Source organism: Streptomyces sp. YIM 121038 (genome assembly GCF_006088715.1).
Taxonomy (GTDB): domain Bacteria; phylum Actinomycetota; class Actinomycetes; order Streptomycetales; family Streptomycetaceae; genus Streptomyces.
The window spans coordinates 6,095,472-6,114,439 of sequence record NZ_CP030771.1 but is presented as its reverse complement, the minus strand read 5'-3'; the positions used below and the strand labels follow the sequence as shown (position 1 = coordinate 6,114,439).

Annotated in this window: 18 protein-coding genes; 7 read left to right on the top strand and 11 right to left on the bottom strand. The window is 70.7% G+C overall.

Going from position 1 to position 18,968, the window contains the following annotated elements; translation table 11 throughout:
• The first annotated feature begins 210 nt into the window (after nt 1-210).
• Genes C9F11_RS26300 through C9F11_RS26290 form a run of 3 tightly spaced genes read left to right on the top strand, consistent with a single transcriptional unit; the run spans nt 211 to nt 3,862 of the window.
• A complete protein-coding gene (locus C9F11_RS26300) occupies nt 211-738 on the top strand; it encodes a PadR family transcriptional regulator (protein WP_030668264.1) in 528 nt (175 codons plus the stop codon).
• On the top strand, nt 735-1,421 hold the full coding sequence (locus C9F11_RS26295; RefSeq protein ID WP_138961563.1) for an ABC transporter ATP-binding protein: 687 nt from the start codon (nt 735-737) through the stop codon (nt 1,419-1,421). The genes C9F11_RS26300 and C9F11_RS26295 overlap by 4 nt, the downstream gene beginning before the upstream one ends.
• Entirely contained in the window at nt 1,418-3,862 is a 2,445-nt protein-coding gene (locus C9F11_RS26290; protein ID WP_346347350.1) for an FtsX-like permease family protein, read from the top strand. The genes C9F11_RS26295 and C9F11_RS26290 overlap by 4 nt, the downstream gene beginning before the upstream one ends.
• Nucleotides 3,863-4,012: 150 nt before the next feature.
• Here the strand turns inward: C9F11_RS26290 and C9F11_RS26285 are convergent, their stop codons facing one another.
• A complete protein-coding gene (locus tag C9F11_RS26285; RefSeq protein ID WP_138961562.1) occupies nt 4,013-4,951 on the bottom strand; it encodes a LysR substrate-binding domain-containing protein in 939 nt (312 codons plus the stop codon).
• A gap of 128 nt (nt 4,952-5,079) precedes the next feature.
• Between C9F11_RS26285 and C9F11_RS26280 the strand changes: the two genes are divergently transcribed.
• Both C9F11_RS26280 and C9F11_RS26275 read left to right on the top strand, forming a co-directional pair.
• Nucleotides 5,080-5,634 (top strand): peroxiredoxin, encoded by a 555-nt coding sequence (locus C9F11_RS26280; protein WP_138961561.1) that lies wholly within the window; start codon nt 5,080-5,082, stop codon nt 5,632-5,634.
• Between the two features lie 2 nt (nt 5,635-5,636).
• Nucleotides 5,637-6,167: an alkyl hydroperoxide reductase gene (locus C9F11_RS26275; RefSeq protein WP_138961560.1), complete on the top strand. Its 531-nt coding sequence runs from the start codon at nt 5,637-5,639 to the stop codon at nt 6,165-6,167.
• A gap of 212 nt (nt 6,168-6,379) precedes the next feature.
• Here the strand turns inward: C9F11_RS26275 and C9F11_RS26270 are convergent, their stop codons facing one another.
• The 4 genes from C9F11_RS26270 to C9F11_RS26255 form a co-directional block, all read right to left on the bottom strand.
• Nucleotides 6,380-8,032 carry an AI-2E family transporter gene (locus tag C9F11_RS26270; protein ID WP_138961559.1) on the bottom strand — a complete coding sequence of 551 codons (1,653 nt, stop codon included), beginning with the start codon at nt 8,030-8,032 and terminating at the stop codon, nt 6,380-6,382.
• Between the two features lie 134 nt (nt 8,033-8,166).
• Nucleotides 8,167-8,925, bottom strand: coding sequence for a transglycosylase SLT domain-containing protein (locus C9F11_RS26265; RefSeq protein WP_171075844.1), 759 nt, complete (start codon nt 8,923-8,925; stop codon nt 8,167-8,169).
• 456 nt (nt 8,926-9,381) lie between these two features.
• Nucleotides 9,382-10,704, bottom strand: a complete 1,323-nt coding sequence (locus C9F11_RS26260) for a PhoH family protein (RefSeq protein WP_138961557.1) — start codon at nt 10,702-10,704, stop codon at nt 9,382-9,384.
• Nucleotides 10,705-11,001: 297 nt separating this feature from the next.
• Complete coding sequence (locus C9F11_RS26255; protein WP_138961556.1) at nt 11,002-11,763, bottom strand: isoprenyl transferase; 762 nt, start codon at nt 11,761-11,763, stop codon at nt 11,002-11,004.
• Nucleotides 11,764-12,240: 477 nt separating this feature from the next.
• Between C9F11_RS26255 and mgrA the strand changes: the two genes are divergently transcribed.
• Complete coding sequence (gene mgrA / locus C9F11_RS26250; protein WP_138961555.1) at nt 12,241-13,278, top strand: L-glyceraldehyde 3-phosphate reductase; 1,038 nt, start codon at nt 12,241-12,243, stop codon at nt 13,276-13,278.
• Nucleotides 13,279-13,600: 322 nt separating this feature from the next.
• Nucleotides 13,601-13,963 (top strand): DUF192 domain-containing protein, encoded by a 363-nt coding sequence (locus tag C9F11_RS26245; RefSeq protein WP_138961554.1) that lies wholly within the window; start codon nt 13,601-13,603, stop codon nt 13,961-13,963.
• A 313-nt stretch (nt 13,964-14,276) separates the two neighbouring features.
• Here C9F11_RS26245 and C9F11_RS26240 read toward each other — a convergent pair whose 3' ends face one another.
• From C9F11_RS26240 to C9F11_RS26215, 6 genes are all read right to left on the bottom strand, one after another.
• A complete protein-coding gene (locus C9F11_RS26240) occupies nt 14,277-14,651 on the bottom strand; it encodes a helix-turn-helix domain-containing protein (protein WP_138961553.1) in 375 nt (124 codons plus the stop codon).
• Nucleotides 14,652-14,720: 69 nt separating this feature from the next.
• Entirely contained in the window at nt 14,721-15,506 is a 786-nt protein-coding gene (locus tag C9F11_RS26235; RefSeq protein ID WP_138961552.1) for a class I SAM-dependent methyltransferase, read from the bottom strand.
• 281 nt (nt 15,507-15,787) lie between these two features.
• Entirely contained in the window at nt 15,788-16,075 is a 288-nt protein-coding gene (locus tag C9F11_RS26230; RefSeq protein ID WP_138961551.1) for a hypothetical protein, read from the bottom strand.
• 1,169 nt (nt 16,076-17,244) lie between these two features.
• Nucleotides 17,245-17,601 carry a GNAT family N-acetyltransferase gene (locus tag C9F11_RS49965; protein WP_346347349.1) on the bottom strand — a complete coding sequence of 119 codons (357 nt, stop codon included), beginning with the start codon at nt 17,599-17,601 and terminating at the stop codon, nt 17,245-17,247.
• 139 nt (nt 17,602-17,740) lie between these two features.
• Nucleotides 17,741-18,364, bottom strand: coding sequence for an OmpA family protein (locus C9F11_RS26220; protein ID WP_249401898.1), 624 nt, complete (start codon nt 18,362-18,364; stop codon nt 17,741-17,743).
• Nucleotides 18,361-18,960, bottom strand: a complete 600-nt coding sequence (locus tag C9F11_RS26215; RefSeq protein WP_138961549.1) for a hypothetical protein — start codon at nt 18,958-18,960, stop codon at nt 18,361-18,363. The genes C9F11_RS26220 and C9F11_RS26215 overlap by 4 nt, the downstream gene beginning before the upstream one ends.
• Nucleotides 18,961-18,968 lie beyond the last annotated feature (8 nt).

Here is an 18,968-nt window from a genome sequence, read left to right as displayed (position 1 = left end):
GCGCCCGATCCGGTCTTTTCCGGACGTGACAATGAGCACCCATGCCAGGGGAACCCTTGCCACTCCACCGGAATCGACTCCTCGGAAGCACGGACGGTTGCCTCCCTCTTCTGCCGGAGTGGTCACATCCACCGGGCCGGGGCGGTGCGGGGTCCCGCTACACACTCGACGTATACACGTCACGTATACGTGGTGTGTATAGTCCTCGGCATGTCCATCGGTCACACCCTCCTGGGCCTGCTCGAGTCCGGCCCGCGCCACGGCTACGACCTGAAGCGCGCCTTCGACGAGAAGTTCGGGCACGACAAGCCACTGCACTACGGCCAGGTCTACTCGACCATGTCGCGCCTGCTGAAGAACGGCCTCGTCGAGGTCGACGGCATAGAGGCGGGTGACGGCCCCGAGCGCAAGCGCTACGCCATCACCGAGGCGGGCATCACCGATGTCCAGCGGTGGCTCGCCACCCCGGAGAAGCCGGAGCCGTACCTCCAGTCGACGCTCTACACCAAGGTCGTCCTCGCGCTGCTCACGCACCGGGACGCCGCCGACATCCTCGACACCCAGCGGTCCGAGCACCTGCGCATGATGCGCATCCTCACCGACCGCAAGCGCAAGGGCGACCTCGCCGACCAGCTGATCTGCGACCACGCCCTGTTCCACCTCGAAGCCGACCTGCGCTGGCTCGAACTGACAAGTGCCCGCCTCGGCAGGCTCGCCAAGGAGGTGCTCCCCGCATGACCCCCAGCGGTTCCCTGCTCACCGCCCACGGGCTGCGCAAGGCCTACGGGCCCACGACCGCGCTCGACGACGCCGCGTTCTCCATACACCCCGGCGAGGTCGTCGCCGTCATGGGGCCCTCCGGCTCCGGCAAGTCCACGCTGTTGCACTGCCTCGCCGGAATCGTGCGCCCCGACGCGGGCGAAATCTCCTACCACGGCCGCTCATTGACGTCGATGACGGATACCGACCTGAGCGCGCTGCGGCGCAGCGAGTTCGGCTTCGTCTTCCAGTTCGGGCAGCTCGTGCCGGAGCTGACCTGCGTCGAGAACGTGGCGCTCCCGCTGCGGCTCAACGGCGCGAAGCGCAAGGACGCCGAGCGCACCGCCCTGGGCTGGATGGAGCGCCTGGAGGTCGACGACGTGCGCGCCAAGCGGCCCGGCGAGGTCTCCGGCGGCCAGGGCCAGCGCGTCGCCGTGGCCCGCGCGCTCGCCACCAGCCCGCGCGTGGTCTTCGCCGACGAGCCCACGGGCGCGCTCGACTCGCTCAACGGCGAGCGCGTGATGGAGCTGCTCACCGACGCCGCCAGGTCCACCAACGCCGCCGTCGTCCTGGTCACGCACGAGACCCGCGTCGCGGCGTACTCCGACCGCGAGATCGTCGTCCGCGACGGCAAGTCACGGGACATGGAGCGCCTGGTATGAGTACGACACGGACCGAACCGGCCGTGGTCCGGGCCCCCGCCGCCGCCCCGCGCCCCGGCCCCGGCGGCGTCCGCGCCTGGATCCGCGACCTGGCCATGGGCCTGCGCTTCGCGATCGGCGGCGGCCGGCAGGGCTGGACCCGGACGATCCTCACCGCCGTCGGCGTGGGCCTCGGCGTGGCGCTGCTGCTCGGCGCCGCGTCCGTGCCGGACATGCTGAACAAGCGCGACGCCCGCTCCACGGCGCGCACCCCGCTCACCGAGATGAACGGCAAGCAGGTCGAGCCCGGCGACACGACCGTGCTGTCCATCAACGTGAGCACGGACTTCCGCAACTCCGAGATCACCGGGCGCATGCTGCGCGCGGACGGCGCCCACCCGGTGCTTCCGCCCGGCCTCGACGCCCTGCCCAAGGCCGGTGAAGTGGTCGTCTCGCCCGCCCTGCGGGACCTGATGAACGGCTCCGGCGGCACGCTCCTCAAGGAGCGTTTCAGCCAGTACCGCCAGGTGGGCACCATCGGCGACGCGGGCCTGATGCACCCCAAGGAGCTGTACTACTACCTCGGCTCCGACTCGCTGACCAGGGGCGACGGCGCCTACCGCACGTCGGCCTTCGGCTACGAGCAGCCCACCGAGCCCCTCGACCCGCTCCTGGTCGTCCTCATCGTCCTGATCTGCGTCGTGCTGCTCACCCCGGTGCTCATCTTCATCGGCACCGCGGTCCGCTTCGGCGGCGAGCGCCGCGACCAGCGGCTCGCCGCGCTGCGCCTGGTCGGCGCCGACCGCCGTGCGGTGCGCCGGATCGCGGCGGGCGAGGCCCTGTGCGGGGCGCTGCTCGGGCTCGTGGCGGGCGCCGTGTTCTTCCTGCTCGCCCGGCAGGCGGTCGGCATGGTCGACATCTGGAAGGTCAGCGCCTTCCCCTCCGACATGGTGCCGCTGCCGGGGCTCGCCGCGCTGATCCTCGTGGCCGTGCCCGTCTCCGCGGTGCTCGTCACCCTGGTGTCGCTGCGCTCGGTCGCCATCGAGCCGCTGGGCGTCGTCCGCAGCTCGGCGCCGCGCAAGCGCCGCCTGTGGTGGCGGCTGCTCCTCCCGGTCCTGGGGCTCGGGATCCTGCTCGGCCAGGAGCGCATCTCCAGCGAGTCCACCACGGCCGACGTGCACGTCTACGTCATCGCCGTCGGCGCGACCCTCGCCCTGGTGGGTCTCGCCACGCTGCTGCCCTGGCTCGTCGAGGCCGCCGTGGCCAAGCTGCGCGGCGGGCCCGTGCCCTGGCAGCTGGCCACCCGCCGACTGCAGTTGAGCAGCGGTACGGCGGCCCGAGCGGTCAGTGGCATCACGGTCGCGGTGGCGGGCGCGGTCGCGCTGCAGATGCTCTTCGCGTCCATGCACGACGAGTTCAACACCACCACGGACAGCGACCCGCGCCGCGCCCAGCTCAGCGTGAGTTCGTCGCAGGCCAGCGGCGCGCTCGCCCAGCGCATGATCGACGACTTCCGCGCCACCAAGGGCGTCAAGAACGTCATGGGCAGCGTCTCGTCGTACGTCGTCAAGCCCGGAAAGCTGCCGAAGGGCCAGGAGTCCGACGGCTACCGGCCCACCACCGAGCTGCGCGTCGGCACCTGCGAGACGCTGCGCGAACTGGCCCACGTCAAGTCCTGCACCAACGGCGACACGTTCATCGTGCGCTCCGGGGACCGCGAGACGACCGCGCAGGTCGACATGGTGGCCCGCCCCGGCAAGCCGATCGACCTCAACTCCGACTCCTGGTTCAGCTACGACGGCAAGCCGCGCGGCAAGCACTCCCCGTGGACGCTGCCGAAGTCGACGCGCACCGTGCAGGCCAGGCCCGACCCGGTGGGCGACAAGTACTACGGCGTCTTCGCGACGCCCCGCGCCCTCGACGTGGACCGCATGGTCGACGCCTCGACCAACGCCATGGTCCAGATCGACCGGAGCGTGCCGGACGCCGAGGAGTACGTGCGCAACGCCGCGGCCCGCATGGATCCGCTGGTGCGCGTGGGGACCATCGAGATGATGGAGCGCGACAAGCAGTACGCGTCCGTCCAGAAGGGCCTGCAGGCCGGGGCCATCGCCACGATGATGCTGATCGCCGCGTCCATGCTGGTGTCGATGCTGGAGCAGCTCCGCGAGCGCAAGCGCCTGCTCGCGGCCCTGACCGCCTTCGGCACCCGCCGCGCCTCGATGGGCTGGTCGATCCTGTGGCAGACCGCCATCCCCGTGGCGCTCGGCCTCGCCCTCGCCGTCGCCGGCGGCCTGGCCCTCGGCGTGGTGATGTGCCGCATGGTCGCCAAGCCGGTCACGGACTGGCTGGTGTTCATCCCCCTGGCGGGCGCGGGCGCGGTCCTGGTCGCGGTCGTGACGGCCCTGAGCCTGCCGCCGCTGTGGCGGATGATGCGGCCGGACGGTTTGCGGACGGAGTGAAGCAAGTGCATCGCCGGGGGCGGGAGTTCATGGACTCCCGCCCCCGGCGCGTGTACGGCAGCGCCCCGAAGGGGCGCGGGGAACTGCGCGACCGGCCACGACGGTCCCGCAGGCGATCGACGGCCCATCGCGGCGATTCCAGCGAAGCGCTTAGAGCACCCGCACGGGCAGCGGCCGCAGCGCCCCCCGCAGCGCCTCGGCCAGCTCCGCGTACTCCGCGGCCCGGGCCGCCCCCGAGCGCATCGCGAGGGCGACGCGCCGGGTGGGCGCGGGGTCGGCGAAGTACCCGGTGAGCAACTGGCTGCTGCGGCTGGTCTCGACGCGCACTGCGGTCCGCGGAAGCAGCGTCACGCCGAGCCCGCCGGCCACGAGCTGCACCAGGGTGGAGAGCCCGGCGGCGGTCGTGGTGACGGGCGCATCGGCGCGGCCCGCCTCACGGCAGATGTCGAGGGCCTGGTCGCGCAGGCAGTGGCCCTCGTCGAGGAGCAGCAGGTTCAGCTCCCGCAGCGCCTCGCGGGGGATCCCCTCGCGGCCGCCAAGCCAGTGGTCGAGCGGGGTGACCAGGACGAAGTCCTCGTCGAACAGGGGCAGTTCGGTGACGCCGGGCACCCCGAGCGGCACCGCGAGGAGCAGCAGGTCGAGGCGCCCCGCGGCGAGGCCCTCCAGGAGCGACGACGTCTGCTCCTCGTGCACCTGGAGATCCAGGTCCGGGTACTTCTCGTGGACGAGGGCGAGTACCGTCGGCAGCAGATACGGCGCCACGGTCGGGATCACACCGAGCCGGAGCGCGCCCGTGAACGGCGCCTTCACGGCGTCCGCCTCCTCCAGGAGCGCCTCGACCTCGCCGAGGACGGCCTTGGCGCGCACGGCGAGCCGCTCCCCGGCCGGGGAGAGCAGCACCTTGCGGGTGGTCCGCTCCAGGAGCTGGACACCCAGTGCCTCCTCCAGGGCGGAGACGGCGCCGGACAGCGCGGGCTGACTCATCCCGATCGCCGCGGCGGCGTCCCGGAAGTGCAGATGCTCGGCGACGGCGGCGAAGGCGCGCAGCTGCGCCAGGCTGGGCTGTTTGCCCCTATAGACAGTGGCCACTGATAACCACCTCCAATCAACGCGACCAAGTGTAGCTATTTCCCTAATCAATGCACCCTGTGCCACGATCGACGGAGTCCAACCCCTCGGAAGCCCTCGACCGGGGCTTCCCGCTGCAAGGAGAGCGCGTGCTCACTGTCGGTGACAAGTTCCCCGAGTTCGACCTGACTGCCTGTGTCTCGCTGGAGAAGGGCAAGGAGTTCGAGCAGATCAACCACAAGACCTACGAGGGCAAGTGGAAGATCGTCTTCGCGTGGCCCAAGGACTTCACCTTCGTGTGCCCGACCGAGATCGCCGCCTTCGGCAAGCTGAACGACGAGTTCGCCGACCGTGACGCCCAGGTCCTCGGCTTCTCCGGCGACTCCGAGTTCGTGCACCACGCCTGGCGCAAGGACCACGACGACCTGCGTGACCTGCCCTTCCCGATGCTGGCCGACTCCAAGCACGAGCTCATGCGCGCGCTCGGCATCGAGGGCGAGGACGGCTTCGCGCAGCGCGCCGTCTTCATCGTCGACCAGAACAACGAGATCCAGTTCACGATGGTGACCGCCGGTTCCGTCGGCCGTAACCCCAAGGAGGTCCTGCGGGTCCTCGACGCTCTCCAGACGGACGAGCTGTGCCCCTGCAACTGGAGCAAGGGCGAGGACACCCTGGACGCGGTCGCGCTCCTGGCCGGTGAGTGAGCATGGCCCTCGATGAGCTGAAGGCCGCCGTCCCGGACTACGCCAAGGACCTGAAGCTGAACCTCGGCTCGGTCATCGGCAACTCCGACCTGCCCAAGCAGCAGCTGTGGGGCACGGTGCTCGCCTGCGCGATCGCCTCGCGCTCCGCGCAGGTGCTGCGCGAGCTGGAGCCCGAGGCGAAGGCGAACCTCTCGCCGGAGGCGTACACCGCGGCCAAGTCCGCGGCCGCCGTCATGGCGATGAACAACGTCTTCTACCGCACGCGCCACCTGCTCTCCGACCCGGAGTACGGGACGCTGCGCGCGGGCCTGCGGATGAACGTCATCGGCAACCCGGGCGTGGAGAAGGTCGACTTCGAGCTCTGGTCGCTCGCGGTCTCCGCGATCAACGGCTGCGGCATGTGCCTCGACTCGCACGAGCAGGTGCTGCGCAAGGCCGGTGTGGACCGCGAGACGATCCAGGAGGCCTTCAAGATCGCTTCGGTGATCCAGGCCGTCGGCGTCACGCTGGAGTCCGAGGCGCACCTGGCCTAGCGGCCGCGCTTCCCCGCACATTGGCCCGTCGGTCGTCTACTGCTCCGTCGTGGCTGGTCGCGCAGTTCCCCGCGCCCCTTCGGGGCGCTGTCGGAAGGCCCCGCTCCCTATCAGGGGAGCGGGGCCTTCCGTGCACCCGAGTACGGACAGACGGAACATCCCAGCCCGTCCGGCGTTTGAGGACGAGCGCGCCAGCGCGATGGGGTGGACGGTCAGCCGGAGGAAGGGCGGGTGGGCGGGGAGGGCAGCTGCTCCGGCGCGGGAGCCGTGTCCGCCACCGCCTCGGCCTGGCGCAGGGCCAGGTCCCGGGAGTAGGCCCGCAGATGCCCGACCACCGTGTTCGTCACGGCGACGAGCGGCACGGCCACCACCGCTCCCCCGATCCCGGCCACCATCCCGCCCGCGGCCACGGAGAGCACGACGGCCAGCGGATGCACCCGCACCGCGCGGCCGAGGATGAACGGCTGGAGGATGTGCCCCTCGATCTGCTGCACCGCGAGGACCACCACGAGCGACATCACGGCCGTGAACACGCCCTGCGTGACCAGCGCGACGACGACCGCGAGCGCGCCCGAGATCACCGCGCCCACCAGCGGGATGAACGCGAACAGGAAGATGAAGACGGCCAGCGGCACCGCCATCGGCACGCCCAGGAAGTAGATCCCGAGGCCGATGAAGACCGCGTCGATGAGGGCCACTATCACCGTGCCCCGCACATACGCGGTGAGCGTGCGCCACGCCTGCGGCCCCGCCCCCGCGACGCCGGGCCGGGCCGCGGCGGGCACGAGCCGCAGGAACCACTTCCAGATGCGCGGTCCGTCGTACAGCAGGAAGAGCGTGGAGAACACCGCGAGGAGGATGCCGGTCAGGGCCTCCATGATGACGGTGACGCCTTCGAGGCTCGCGGAGGTGATCTCCTCGGAGTTCGCGCCCACGGCCTCGCGCAGGCTCTTCGCGATGTCGTTGATCTGGTCCTCGGTGACGTGGAAGGGGCTGTTGAGCAGCCACTTGCGCAGGTCCTCGATGCCGTCCTGGATCTGGCTGGAGAGCGTGTCGACGTTCTCCATGACCTGCCAGACCACGAACCAGCCCACCAGGCCCATGATCACGAAGCCGAGTACGGCGGTGACCATCGTGGCGAGCCCGCGCGGCAGGCCGAGCCTGCTGAGCCGGGCCACGGTCGGCTGGAGCAGCGCCGTGATGAGCAGCGCGGCGACGAAGGCGAAGACGACGAGCTGGACCGCGCTGATGACCTTCATCAGGACCCAGACCGTGCCCGCGAGCACGAGCAGCCGCCACCCGGCCTCGGCGGCGACCCGCACGCCCCACGGCACGGCGGCCACGGGGTCGGGCCGCGCCGCGATGGCGGGGGCGTAGGCGGGCGGCGCGGGCACGTGGTCCGCGGCCGCGTCGGACGGCTCCTCGCCCTGGTCCCGGCCCTCGGCGTCGGCACGCGCGTCGGCGGCGTGCCGCACCATGTCGGCGTACCGCTTGCGCAGCGACAGCTTGGCGCCCGCCGGGGCGGGCTCCCCGGCGGGGGTGTCGTCCGCGGGGGCGGGCCGCGCGGCGGGCGCGGAGTCGTCCGCGCGCGCGTGCGTGCCGTCGGGCGCGGCGTCCTCGGCGGGCGCGGGACCGGAGGCTTCGGCGGTCACCGTACTGACGGACCTGCCGGGCGCAGCGGACACATCAGGCGTACGCGACGCATCGGATATGACGGACGCGTCGGACGGCTCGTCCCGTCCGGCCGCGGCCGGCTCCGGTTCGGGGGTGTCCGGGGCGCCCTGGGCGCGGCCCGTGTCCAGGCGTTCACCCAGCCTGGTCAGGCCCGCGCCGACGCGTCGGCGCCACCCTGGAACTCGCGACATGATCCGTCCTCTTCCCCCCGCTCATTCCCCACCGGAGCCCCGGTCGTACCCGCTGGGGCGTTCGAACCGACCGTACATGGCGAAGCCCCCCACCGTAGGACGATGAGGGGCTGCGCCAGGTTGAGCGTGATCGCTCAGTACCAGTTGTTCGCCTGCCAGAAGCTCCAGGCTCCGCACGGGCTGCCGTAGCGGTCGTTCATGTAGTTGAGGCCCCACTTGATCTGCGTGGCCGGGTTGGTGCGCCAGTCGGCACCCGCCGAGGACATCTTGGAGCCGGGCAGCGCCTGGACGAGGCCGTAGGCGCCGGAGGAGGCGTTGGTGGCGCGGTAGTTCCACGTGGACTCGTGGTTCACGATGTTGCTGAAGCACTGGAACTGGCCCGCGGGGACCATCTGCCGGGCCATCGCCTGGACCTGGGCCACCGTGTAGGAGCTCTGCGGGGCGAAGTCGGAGGCGTCGCGCGAGGAGGAGCGGCTCGCCTTGTTCTCCAGGCGCTCCTTCTCCTGCTGCTTCTTCTTCTCCGCGGCTTCCTTGGCGGCGGCCTTCTTGTCCGCTTCCGCCTGCTTCGCGGCCTTCTGCTTGGCCACGGCGTTCTTGGCGGCCTGGACGCGGGCGGCCTCAGCGGCGGACTTCTTCGCGGCCGAGTCGGCGGCCATCGCCTGGGCGTCGGCCTGCTGCGCCACCGAAGTGGTCTGCACCTGGGCCTGCTCGCCGGCGGGGATGTCTGCGAGGAGAGTCGAGTCGCTGGCCGTCGCCTCGAGGTCGTTCGAGTTCGAGGACGGGGTGTTGCCCGAGGCAACGCCCACGACGGCGCCGACGGTGGTGACCGCGGTGGCCGACGCCACTGCGAATCCCCGGACCGAAATCCGGCTCACACGGTTTCCTTCCAGCATCGCCCGCATAGGTGACCTCGCGGACGCAATCGTGCCCCTGACGCTGGCCTCCGTTTGCTGCTCGGTCACGGGAGGCGCGGGCCCGGTGGACAACTCCCTTGACGGGAGCGCCGCGTGGTGCTCGGGCGGCATACGGCGACCACTATGAAGTTCTGTTGTTCCGTACCGCTGGGGGTACAGGAGTGCCGTATGCGGGGCCTGACAGGACCCAGACTCTGCCGTAGCGGGATGCCGGGAGGCAATTCCGAGTTGCGTGTGAAAGCTCACATCCCGTTTGTCCCAGCAGTTTTACGGAAACGCAGACGCATGGGGCCGAGACCCCACTAGGCTCTCTCGCTCCTCCGGTCGCGGCCAAGCGCCGCCGCCCCAGGGGCAATTGACCTCACCTCAGTCATGAAGCGCGAAAATCCCCCGTTCCGCGCGGAACGGGGGATTTTCGCGCTTCGGACGAAACGGTCAGATCTGGCTGTCCTCCAGCATCTCCGTCACCAGGGCCGCGATCTGCGAGCGCTCCGAGCGCGTGAGCGTCACATGGGCGAAGAGCGGATGCCCCTTCAGCTTCTCGATGACGGCGACCACTCCGTCGTACCGCCCGACCCGGAGGTTGTCGCGCTGGGCGACGTCATGGGTGAGGACGACGCGTGAGTTCGCCCCGATCCGGGACAGGACCGTCAGGAGGACGTTCCGCTCCAGGGACTGGGCCTCGTCCACGATGACGAAGGCGTCGTGCAGGGAGCGGCCCCGGATGTGCGTGAGCGGCAGGACCTCCAGCATGCCCCGCGCCGACACCTCCTCGATGACCTCCTTGCCCGCGACCGAGCCGAGCGTGTCGAAGACGGCCTGCGCCCAGGGGCCCATCTTCTCGGCCTCGGTGCCGGGCAGATAGCCGAGCTCCTGCCCGCCCACCGCGTACAGCGGCCGGAAGACCATCACCTTCTGGTGCTGGCGCCGCTCCAGGACGGCCTCCAGGCCCGCGCAGAGCGCGAGCGCGGACTTGCCGGTGCCCGCGCGGCCGCCCATCGAGACGATGCCGACGTCCGGATCGAGGAGCAGGTCGAGCGCGACCCGCTGCTCCGCGCTGCGGCCCTTGAGCCCGAAGGCCTCGCGGTCGCCCCTGACCAGGCGGACGCTGCCCTCGGCCGTGACCCTGCCGAGCGCCTTGCCGCGCTCGGACTGGATGGTCAGGCCGGTGTGCACGGGCAGCTCGGAGGCCTCGGGGACGTAGAGCGTCTCCGTCTCGTAGAGGAGGTCGACCTGCTCGCCGGAGAGGGTCAGTTCGGACATGCCGGTCCAGCCGGAGGAGTCCGTGATGGCGAGCTCGGCCCGGTACTCCTCGGCGAGGAGGCCGACGGAGGACGCCTTGATCCGCAGCGGCAGGTCCTTCGAGACGACGGTGACGTCGTATCCCTCGGCCTGGAGGTTGCGGGCCACGGCGAGGATCCGCGAGTCGTTGTCGCCCAGGCGGTATCCGGCCGGGAGCACGCCGGGGTCGGAGTGGTTGAGCTCGACGCGCAGCGTCCCGCCCAGGCTGCCGATCGGGATGGGCGCGTCCAGGCGCCCGTACCTGATGCGGAAGTCGTCGAGCAGGCGCAGGGCCTGCCGGGCGAAGTAGCCGAGTTCGGGATGGTGGCGCTTGGCCTCTAGCTCCGTCACTACGACGATCGGCAGCACCACTTCGTGCTCGTCGAAACGCGCGAGCGCGTTCGGGTCGGCGAGCAGGACGCTGGTGTCGAGAACATAGGTGCGCCGGCCTTGCTGGCGCTTCGTGCTGGTCACCACGGAAGGACGTACCCCCTCGGATGAGGTCGGGGAGCGACGGAGGGAACTGGGCCGGTGTGCGGCCCCCATGCGCGGGCCGGGCACCGGCCCTCCGTGTCGTCCGCGCTCACCGCGCGGTCGTCCTTGCGCAAAGGGCCTCCCGGGCGGACGGCCCCGTGCCGCCCGCTGAGATACGGCGCCCGTGAATCGGACGCCGACCTGGAAGGCTTATTCCCTCGAACAAGCGCAGCCATGCCATGGCATATGACGGCGCGTTGGTTAACTCCCGGTTACCGAGTCCTCAGTCCACCCGGTTCGTCATCCACCGTAACGGCGGTGGCGCGCGGCGTAATCACGCAGCGCACGCAGGAAGTCCACCTTCCGGAACGCCGGCCAGAAGACTTCGCAGAAGTAGTACTCGGAGTGAGCGGACTGCCAGAGCATGAAGCCGGAGAGGCGTTGTTCACCACTCGTCCGGATCACCAGGTCGGGGTCCGGCTGGCCGCTGGTGTAGAGGTGCTTGGAGATCTGTTCGACGTCGACGCTGTCGGCGACGTCCTCGATGGAGGTGCCGCGCTCGGCGTGGTCGAGCAGCAGGGAGCGGACGGCGTCGGCGATCTCCTGGCGGCCGCCGTAGCCGACGGCCACGTTGACGAGTATCCCCGTGTTGGTGTCGGTGGCCTGCTCGGCCTCCTTGAGGACCCGCTGGGTGCGGCCCGGGAGCAGGTCGAGGGTGCCCACGTGGTGCACGCGCCAGCGGCCGTCGGCCGCGAGGCTGCGGACCGTCTCCTCGATGATGCCGACGAGCGGGACGAGCTCCTCGTCGGGGCGGTCGAGGTTGTCGGTGGACAGCATCCACAGCGTGACGACCTCGACGTCGGTCTCGGCGCACCAGCCGAGGAACTCCTCGATCTTGTACGCGCCCGCCTGGTGGCCCTGCGCGGTGGTGCCGCCGGAGGCCTTCGCCCAGCGGCGGTTGCCGTCGAGGATGACGCCGATGTGCTTGGGCACCTGCGCGTGGTCGAGGCGGCCCTCCACCCGGTGTGCGTACAGCCGGTACACCAGGTCGCGCAAGCTCACGAGATTCCACCTCTCACGAAAGACGGCCGCTGCCCCGGGGGCCGACCGGCCGGGGTTCCTGGGGCCCGACGCGGCCCCCGAAGCCGAAAGGGTACCGCTGCGCGGGCGGTCCCTCGGCCCGGGTGCCGTTACGGACGGGAGAAAGAGGGGTATGGGGGGCGCCCGTCCACGCCCCCACCCCGAACGACCGCCTCCGGCACGGAAGGGGGGCGCGCGACACGGGGGTTGGGCCCCCCGCACCACGCCACGCGCGGACCGCCACCGCGCCCATCGAGCCCGCCCGGCGCCTGACGACGAGACCGCAGGCCATTTCAAGCCCGTCCGGCGTTTGAGGACGAGGCCGCAGGCCGATGGAGAGCCCGTCCGGCGCTCGAGGACGAGGCCGCAGGCCGATGGAGAGCCCGTCCGGCGCTCGAGGACGAGGCCGCAGGCCGATCAACCCCGCCCAAGCCGAACGCAGTGACGTAGCTTCGTTCCATGAACGACATCTCCCCGTACGCCGCCGCCCCCGACCGCTACGACACGATGGAGTACCGCCGCACCGGCAGGAGCGGCCTGCGGCTGCCGGCCGTCTCGCTCGGCCTCTGGCACAACTTCGGCGACGACCGCACGCTCGACTCCCAGCGGGCGATCCTGCGCCGCGCCTTCGACCTGGGCGTCACCCACTTCGACCTGGCGAACAACTACGGCCCGCCGCCCGGCAGCGCGGAGCTGAACTTCGGCAAGCTCTTCGCCCAGGACTTCGCCCCCTACCGGGACGAGCTGGTCGTCTCGACCAAGGCGGGCTATCTGATGCACCCCGGCCCGTACGGCGAGTGGGGCTCCCGCAAGTACCTCCTGTCGTCGCTCGACTCCTCGCTGCGGCGCATGGGCCTGGACCACGTCGACGTCTTCTACTCGCACCGCTTCGACCCGGACACCCCGCTGGAGGAGACCATGGGCGCCCTCGCGTCCGCGGTCCAGCAGGGCAAGGCGCTGTACGTCGGCGTCTCCTCGTACACCAGCGAGCAGACCGCCGAGGCCGCGCGGCTGCTGCGCGAGATGGGGGTCCGTCCGCTCATCCACCAGCCCTCGTACTCGATGATCAACCGCTGGACCGAGGACGACGGCCTGCTCGACACCCTGGAGGCGGAGGGCATGGGCTGCATCTCCTTCGTGCCGCTCGCGCAGGGCCTGCTGACCGACAAGTACCTGAAGGGCATCCCCGAGGGCTCGCGCGCGACCCAGGGCAAGTCGCTCGACCCCGGGCTCCTCAGCGACGAGGTCGTACGCCGCCTCAATGGCCTGAACGACATCGCGGCGCGGCGCGGCCAGTCGCTCGCGCAACTGGCGCTGAACTGGGTGCTGCGGGACGAGCGCATGACGTCGGCGCTCATCGGCGCGTCCAGCGTGCGGCAGCTGGAGGAGAACGTGGCGGCGCTGTCCGGGCCGAAGCTCACGGAGGCGGAGCTCGAGGAGATCGACACCTTCGCGGTGTCGACGCCGGGGACGAACATCTGGGCCGGTCGGAGCTGACGGCGCGGTCCGGCGCGCGGCCCCGCGCGCGGCCTCACGGCCGTGGCGCGGGCGGCCGCCGCGCGGCCAAAAGAAACGGGCCGGTCCGTGGGGGGGAGACGGACCGGCCCGAGGGGGGGTTTCCACCATAACCCTTCGTAAGTGCTTCGCGGTGCATCGGCGTGCCACAACTACTCTCCGAAACCGCCCGGCGACTGCTTGGCCCCCATTCCCCACCGGTTTCCGGCCCTCGCGGCGGGATCCGACCGCCGGAGGCGGTAGCTCCGAAGGGTGACGCGCGGGCGGGGCGCGCGCTTGACGCGCCGGGCGCTAGCGTCGCGCCATGGCGACGCTGACGGTGCCCGGCTCCGGGAGCCCCTTCGCGGTCCCCCTGGAGGTGGCGGACTCGCCCCGCGCGCGGCGGCGCGGGCTGCTCGGCCGGGACGGCGTCCCGGGCGCCCTGCTGCTGCCGCGTACGAGCGCGGTGCACACCCTGGGGATGCGGTTCGCGGTGGACGTGGCGTACCTGGACCGGAGGTCCCGCGTGCTCGCGGTGCGGACGATGCGGCCGGGCCGGGTGGGCCTGCCCCGGCTCCGGGCCCGGCGCGTGGTGGAGGCGGAGGCCGGAGCGATGGCGGCGTGGGGGGTCCGCAGGGGCGTGCGCCTGGTGGTGGACCTGGACGGGCCGGATCGGAACGGCGCCTAGGAGCACGGTGGGGCGCTCGCTCTCGGGCAGAGCGCGCACGAGGCCGCGCAGCCCCCTCCACTGCGCGGCACCCGCCCCGCGCAGCTTTGCGCCCGCGAATTAGCGTTGGTCTGAACTTACGTGAGTCCGGCGACTGAATCGAGCCGGTGCGCAGAACAATCGATAACAATGTTGAATCGACGGCCGCGGCACACCGGAGTCGCCCCGAATTGCCCGAATTGCCTTATGAGGCGCGGGGCTTCGGGCAGGGGTGCGGGGGCGCACCGGGCTTCGGGCGGGGACGCGGGGCGCGGAGGCGCGAGGGCGCGCGGCCTCAGGCGCCGCGCGCGACCGCGGCGGCGGCCTTGGCCTCCTGATTGGCGACCAGGCGCTCCATGTTCGCGTCGCCCCACAGGCCGAGCGGCTCCAGGGCCCGGTTCAGGGACTGGCCGAGGTCGGTGAGGGAGTACTCCACCTTGGGCGGCACCTCGCGGTAGACCTCGCGGTGCACGATGCCGTCCGTCTCCATCTCCCGCAGCTGCTGGATCAGCATCTTCTCGCTGACGCCGGGGACGTGCCGCCGCAGCTCCCCGAACCGCAGGGTGCCCCCCGCGTACAGCGCCCACAGGATCATGGGCTTCCACTTGCCGCCGACGACGTCCACGGCCGCGTCCAGACCGCACACGTACGGCCCCTTGCCCTTCGCCATGTGCCAACTCCTCGTCCGGGTACGGCCGCTGCCTCACTTACCGGATCGACAGTACCGCCGGTGGACGGGTCAGCGCTTGCGCGCGTCGAAGAGGTGCCGGGTGCTGTGGGCCACGAACGGTCCTTCCGCCCGGATCAGCTCGTGCAGCTCGCGCAGTCGCGGCCGGTACGCGTCGACGGTGAACCCGGGCACCATCCACACCACCTTCCGCAGGAAGTGGACGACGGCCCCGACGTCGAAGAACTCCATCCGCAGGCGCTCGGCGCGCAGCGACACCACGTCGAGCCCGGCGGCCTCGGCCGCGGCCCGCTCGCCCTCGGGGTCGCGGGCGTTCCTGACCTCCGCGGGCTGCTCCCCCAGGAAGTACTCGACGAGCTCGAACACGCTGCTCGGGCCCACGTGCTGGGCGAAGTACGTCCCGCCGGGCCGCAGCACCCGCGCGATCTCGGCGAAGTGCGGCGTGACGGGGTGCCTGCTCGTGACCAGGTCGAAGGCGCCGTCCGCGAACGGCAGCGGCGCGTCCTCGGCCGAGGCCACGACGACCGCGCCGCGCGGGTGCAGCAGTGCCGTCGCCTTCGCCACGTTCGGCGGCCAGCCCTCCGTGGCCACGGCGACCGCGGGCAACGAGGGCGCGGACGCCAGCACCTCCCCGCCCCCCGTCTGCACGTCGAGCGCGGCCTCCGCATCGCGCAGCCGCTCCCCCATGGCCCGCGCGTACCCCCACGAGGGCCGCGCTTCGGTGGCCCTGCCCTCGAACCAGGAGAAGTCCCAGCCCTGGGTGGGGGCGGCCGCGGCCTCGGCCACGAGGTCGTCGAACGTACGGGAAGCGGGTGTGCCGTCGCTGGAGGTGCTCATGGTCCGATGCTCTCAAGCGCGGCTCCGACCTGCCCGGAATTACGTACGGGCCGCCGACAGGTGGCGGGTGAGCCGGTCGACGTCGGCCCAGGCGGAGGCGTCCGTGCCGTCGCCGAAGCGGTAGTGCCCGATCATCCACAGAACGTGGCTACCACTCCCGTCCGAACATCAACGCATCCCGAATTCTCCGCCGAACCGAAATGGCCTCCAGCAACTGACTTTCGTAGTCTTGAGATGCCATACCTGCCCCCCTTCATCCCGGACCGGGCAGGAATGGGCAATCACTCAGGCGGTGTGGGCTGCTCCGCGCCACCCTCGAAGAGGTACGCGTAAATTCCCTGCAAGTAGTCATACAAAGAGCTCTCATCGGAGAAATCGACGTCCGTCAACCGCTCGTAATCGACAATGGTGGCACTACGCTCCCGCAACAGGTCAACGAACCCTCTGCGCACGCCTCCCAGGAAAGGTTCACCGAAGGCCGTCAGAGTGGGGCGCAACGCGCCGCGTACATCGTAAGCCTGCTCGTAATGCAGGTAAGTCTTAACAAATCTCTCAAGCTCCGTATTCACACGACTCCCTCCCTGGAGGTACAACGTCACCTCTAAAGGTGGCGACCAGGGGCTGGATTCAGATACATCGCACGCAACTCCCACTGCCCACTTCGAATACCATGGACCACCTTCTTGACTCCGCCAGTGAAGTCAACCGACAGGAATCCACTCGGATATACAGGATTCCGATAGAATCCGGTGGACCTCTCGCGCGCCTTGGGGCCCAGAATATCCACGTCCCTAGACAGTCGACCAGCGCTTGGTCATTCGGGTGGAGGTGACGCCCAGGCACATACCCTTCTCCTCCGCGGGGCATGCCGTGCGGCAAAGCGCCGGTCCCGCCGGGAGGCCCACCAGTACGCGGTACCGCACCAGAACCGTGAGCAGTTCCAGCGGTCGGATCAGAGCCACTGCCAGACGCATGCACGCTGTGGGACTGCTCCGCAGAACCGCACCCTCCGTGGCGCGACGAGGAGGAGTGGTGCGCCGGGGGCGAGTGACCGTCACGAACTCCACGCGTCCTCCACCCTTGGAAGAACCTTCCGGTGCTTGTCGAGCCCTGCTCCACCACTCGCCAGATAGACCGTGCGGCCCCTTTCCCCGACGTACGGCCCGTGTCCCGAGGCACAGCCGCATGCCGCACGGGAGCCCGCGCGCCGACACCCTCCAAGCGGTAGGAGCCGTACTCCAAGTCCAGCCGTGTACCTGCCCGGCCGCTTCTCAACGGCTTGACCGGTCCCCCGTCCTTGGTCACCCTGAAATGAACGCCCTTCACGGCGTACCGGAACGGATCCGCCGCCCGGCTGAACTTGCTGACGCCCGAGATCGTCTTCGCCGCCGCGCCGCGGGTCGCCAGGATCGTGACTGCTTTAAAGCCGACGAGGCCTGCGGCGCGTGCCGGGTTCTTGCTCCAGTCGTCGTAGGCGATCAGGCCCTTGCCGGTGTCGGCCACGGCTCGGAGCGAGTGCAGCGGCCAGCCGGGCTGTTGGTTGTCCTTGGCCATCCAAAAGACACCGGCCGCCGGTCCGATGCTGAGGGTCAGTCCGGTGGCGAGCTCACTCCGTCGAACATACTTGCCGCCACTTCATCGCAGGCGCACGGCAGTTGTGGTACCCAGGGCGCGATCCCGCCACGGGCCGGTCCGCGTCCTCGTCGCGTCGGCGCTGGCGTCACCGCCGTCTCCCCTTTCACCACGGGCTCGGGGGCGAATCCCGGGTATGGGCACTATGGCCAAAAGTGTGCGCCGAGCGAACGGGCGCGGGAGATCGGGGCGCCGACTTGTTTGCGACCGCGTCGAGCGTGTGGGCCCTCAGGGGACGCCCGCGGCGTGCACCACCTGCGCGGGCCGCCACCGGGCAGGGTGAGGTCGGCGGTGGCCTCGAAGCCGAGGCGTTCGTAGAAGCGGACGTTGGTCTCGGCGGAGGTCTCCAGAACGCCGGTACGCCGTCCCGCTCCGCCGTCTCCAGGCCGGGGCGCAGGACCGCCCGGCCCAGGCCCGCGCCCTGCCGGGCGGGGTCGACGCCGACGGTCCCGAGGAACCACACCGGCTCCGCGGGCCGGTGCGGGCCAGCACCGCCTCGGCCAGCTCAGCGAAGACTCCCCCGGTCGCGTACGTACGGGGAGGACGATTGCGGGCCCCTCCATGTCCTCGGGATACCCGGCGCCCGGGTCCCGGCTCACGGCTCACGCTCCGCGCGGGAACGAGACCTCCACGCGGCGGTTCTTCTTCCGGCCTTCCTCCGAGCCGTTGTCCGCGATCGGATAGTCCTCGCTGTAGCCGCGTACGGAGTACGTGACCTGGGGGCCGAGGAAGCTCGCCAGACGGTCGTGGACGGCTTCCGCGCGGTCCTTGGAGAGCTTCTTGCCGTGGGCGTACGAGCCGAGGTCGTCCGTGAACCCGAAGACCCGGACGTCGGTGGCCTTCTGGGCCTTCGCCTCGTCTGCGATGGCCTCGATACGGGCGTCCGCCTCCGGGTTCAGCTTCGCGCTGTCCTTGGGGAACAGGACCTCCGCCTGCAACGCGAACTTCACGTCCGTGTTGGTGTCCTCCCTGCGCTCCTCACCGCCGAGGTCCTCCACGACGGACTTGATGTCGAGAACCTTGGCGGGCGCGAGCGTCGCCCCGTCGGCGAGCTTCAGGCCGGGGCTGTTGGAGTCGACCTCGGGGGGTGGGGAGGTGGTGGAGGAGCCGGGGGGTGTGCTGGGGTCGTCGTCGGCCCGGGCCTCGGGGGCGAGGAGGGTGAGCGCCGCGACGATGACGGCGGCCGTCGCCGTGGCCGTCCTTCGGGGGCGGGGGGTCATGGTCACTCGCCCTCACTGAGTTCGAGCGCGGCGGGCGGCATCGTCGGCACCTGGAGTTGCAGCTTCGTGGTGTCCTCCGGCGGCGCCGGGAACTGGGCGAACCATTCGGCGGACTGGTTCTGATTGATGCCGCCCTCGAATTTGGTGCACAGGCACCTGCCTGTGGTGTCCCGCAGCACTAGATACTTCTTCTTGCCCGCCGCGTCAACGAGGGCGGCACCGGCCAACGAACCGCCGTTCTTCTTCAGTTCGTTCTCGTCGCTCCGCCACTCACCGGCGAGCCAAATGCCCGAGGTGCCGTTCGTCACCCTGCCGCTCAGGGTCAAGAAGCCGCCTTCGTCACGCTCGGCGGACGTAACTGTCAGCGTGATGCCGTTGCCCTTGACCTCGGCCAGCGCCTCGTCCGAAGTGGAGTTCTCGGCTTCCTTGCCGCTGCCGCCGTCGTCGACGTCCTTGGCGGAATCCGAGGAGGACGACTTCTTGCCGGACTTGGAGTCACCGTCGTCTCCACCGCCGCAGCCGGCCACCGTGAGGACCAGCCCAGTCGTGATCGCCACCGCGGTCATTGCCCTGCGGGTCGTCATGGTGCGCCGAAGCTTCATCTCAGCGG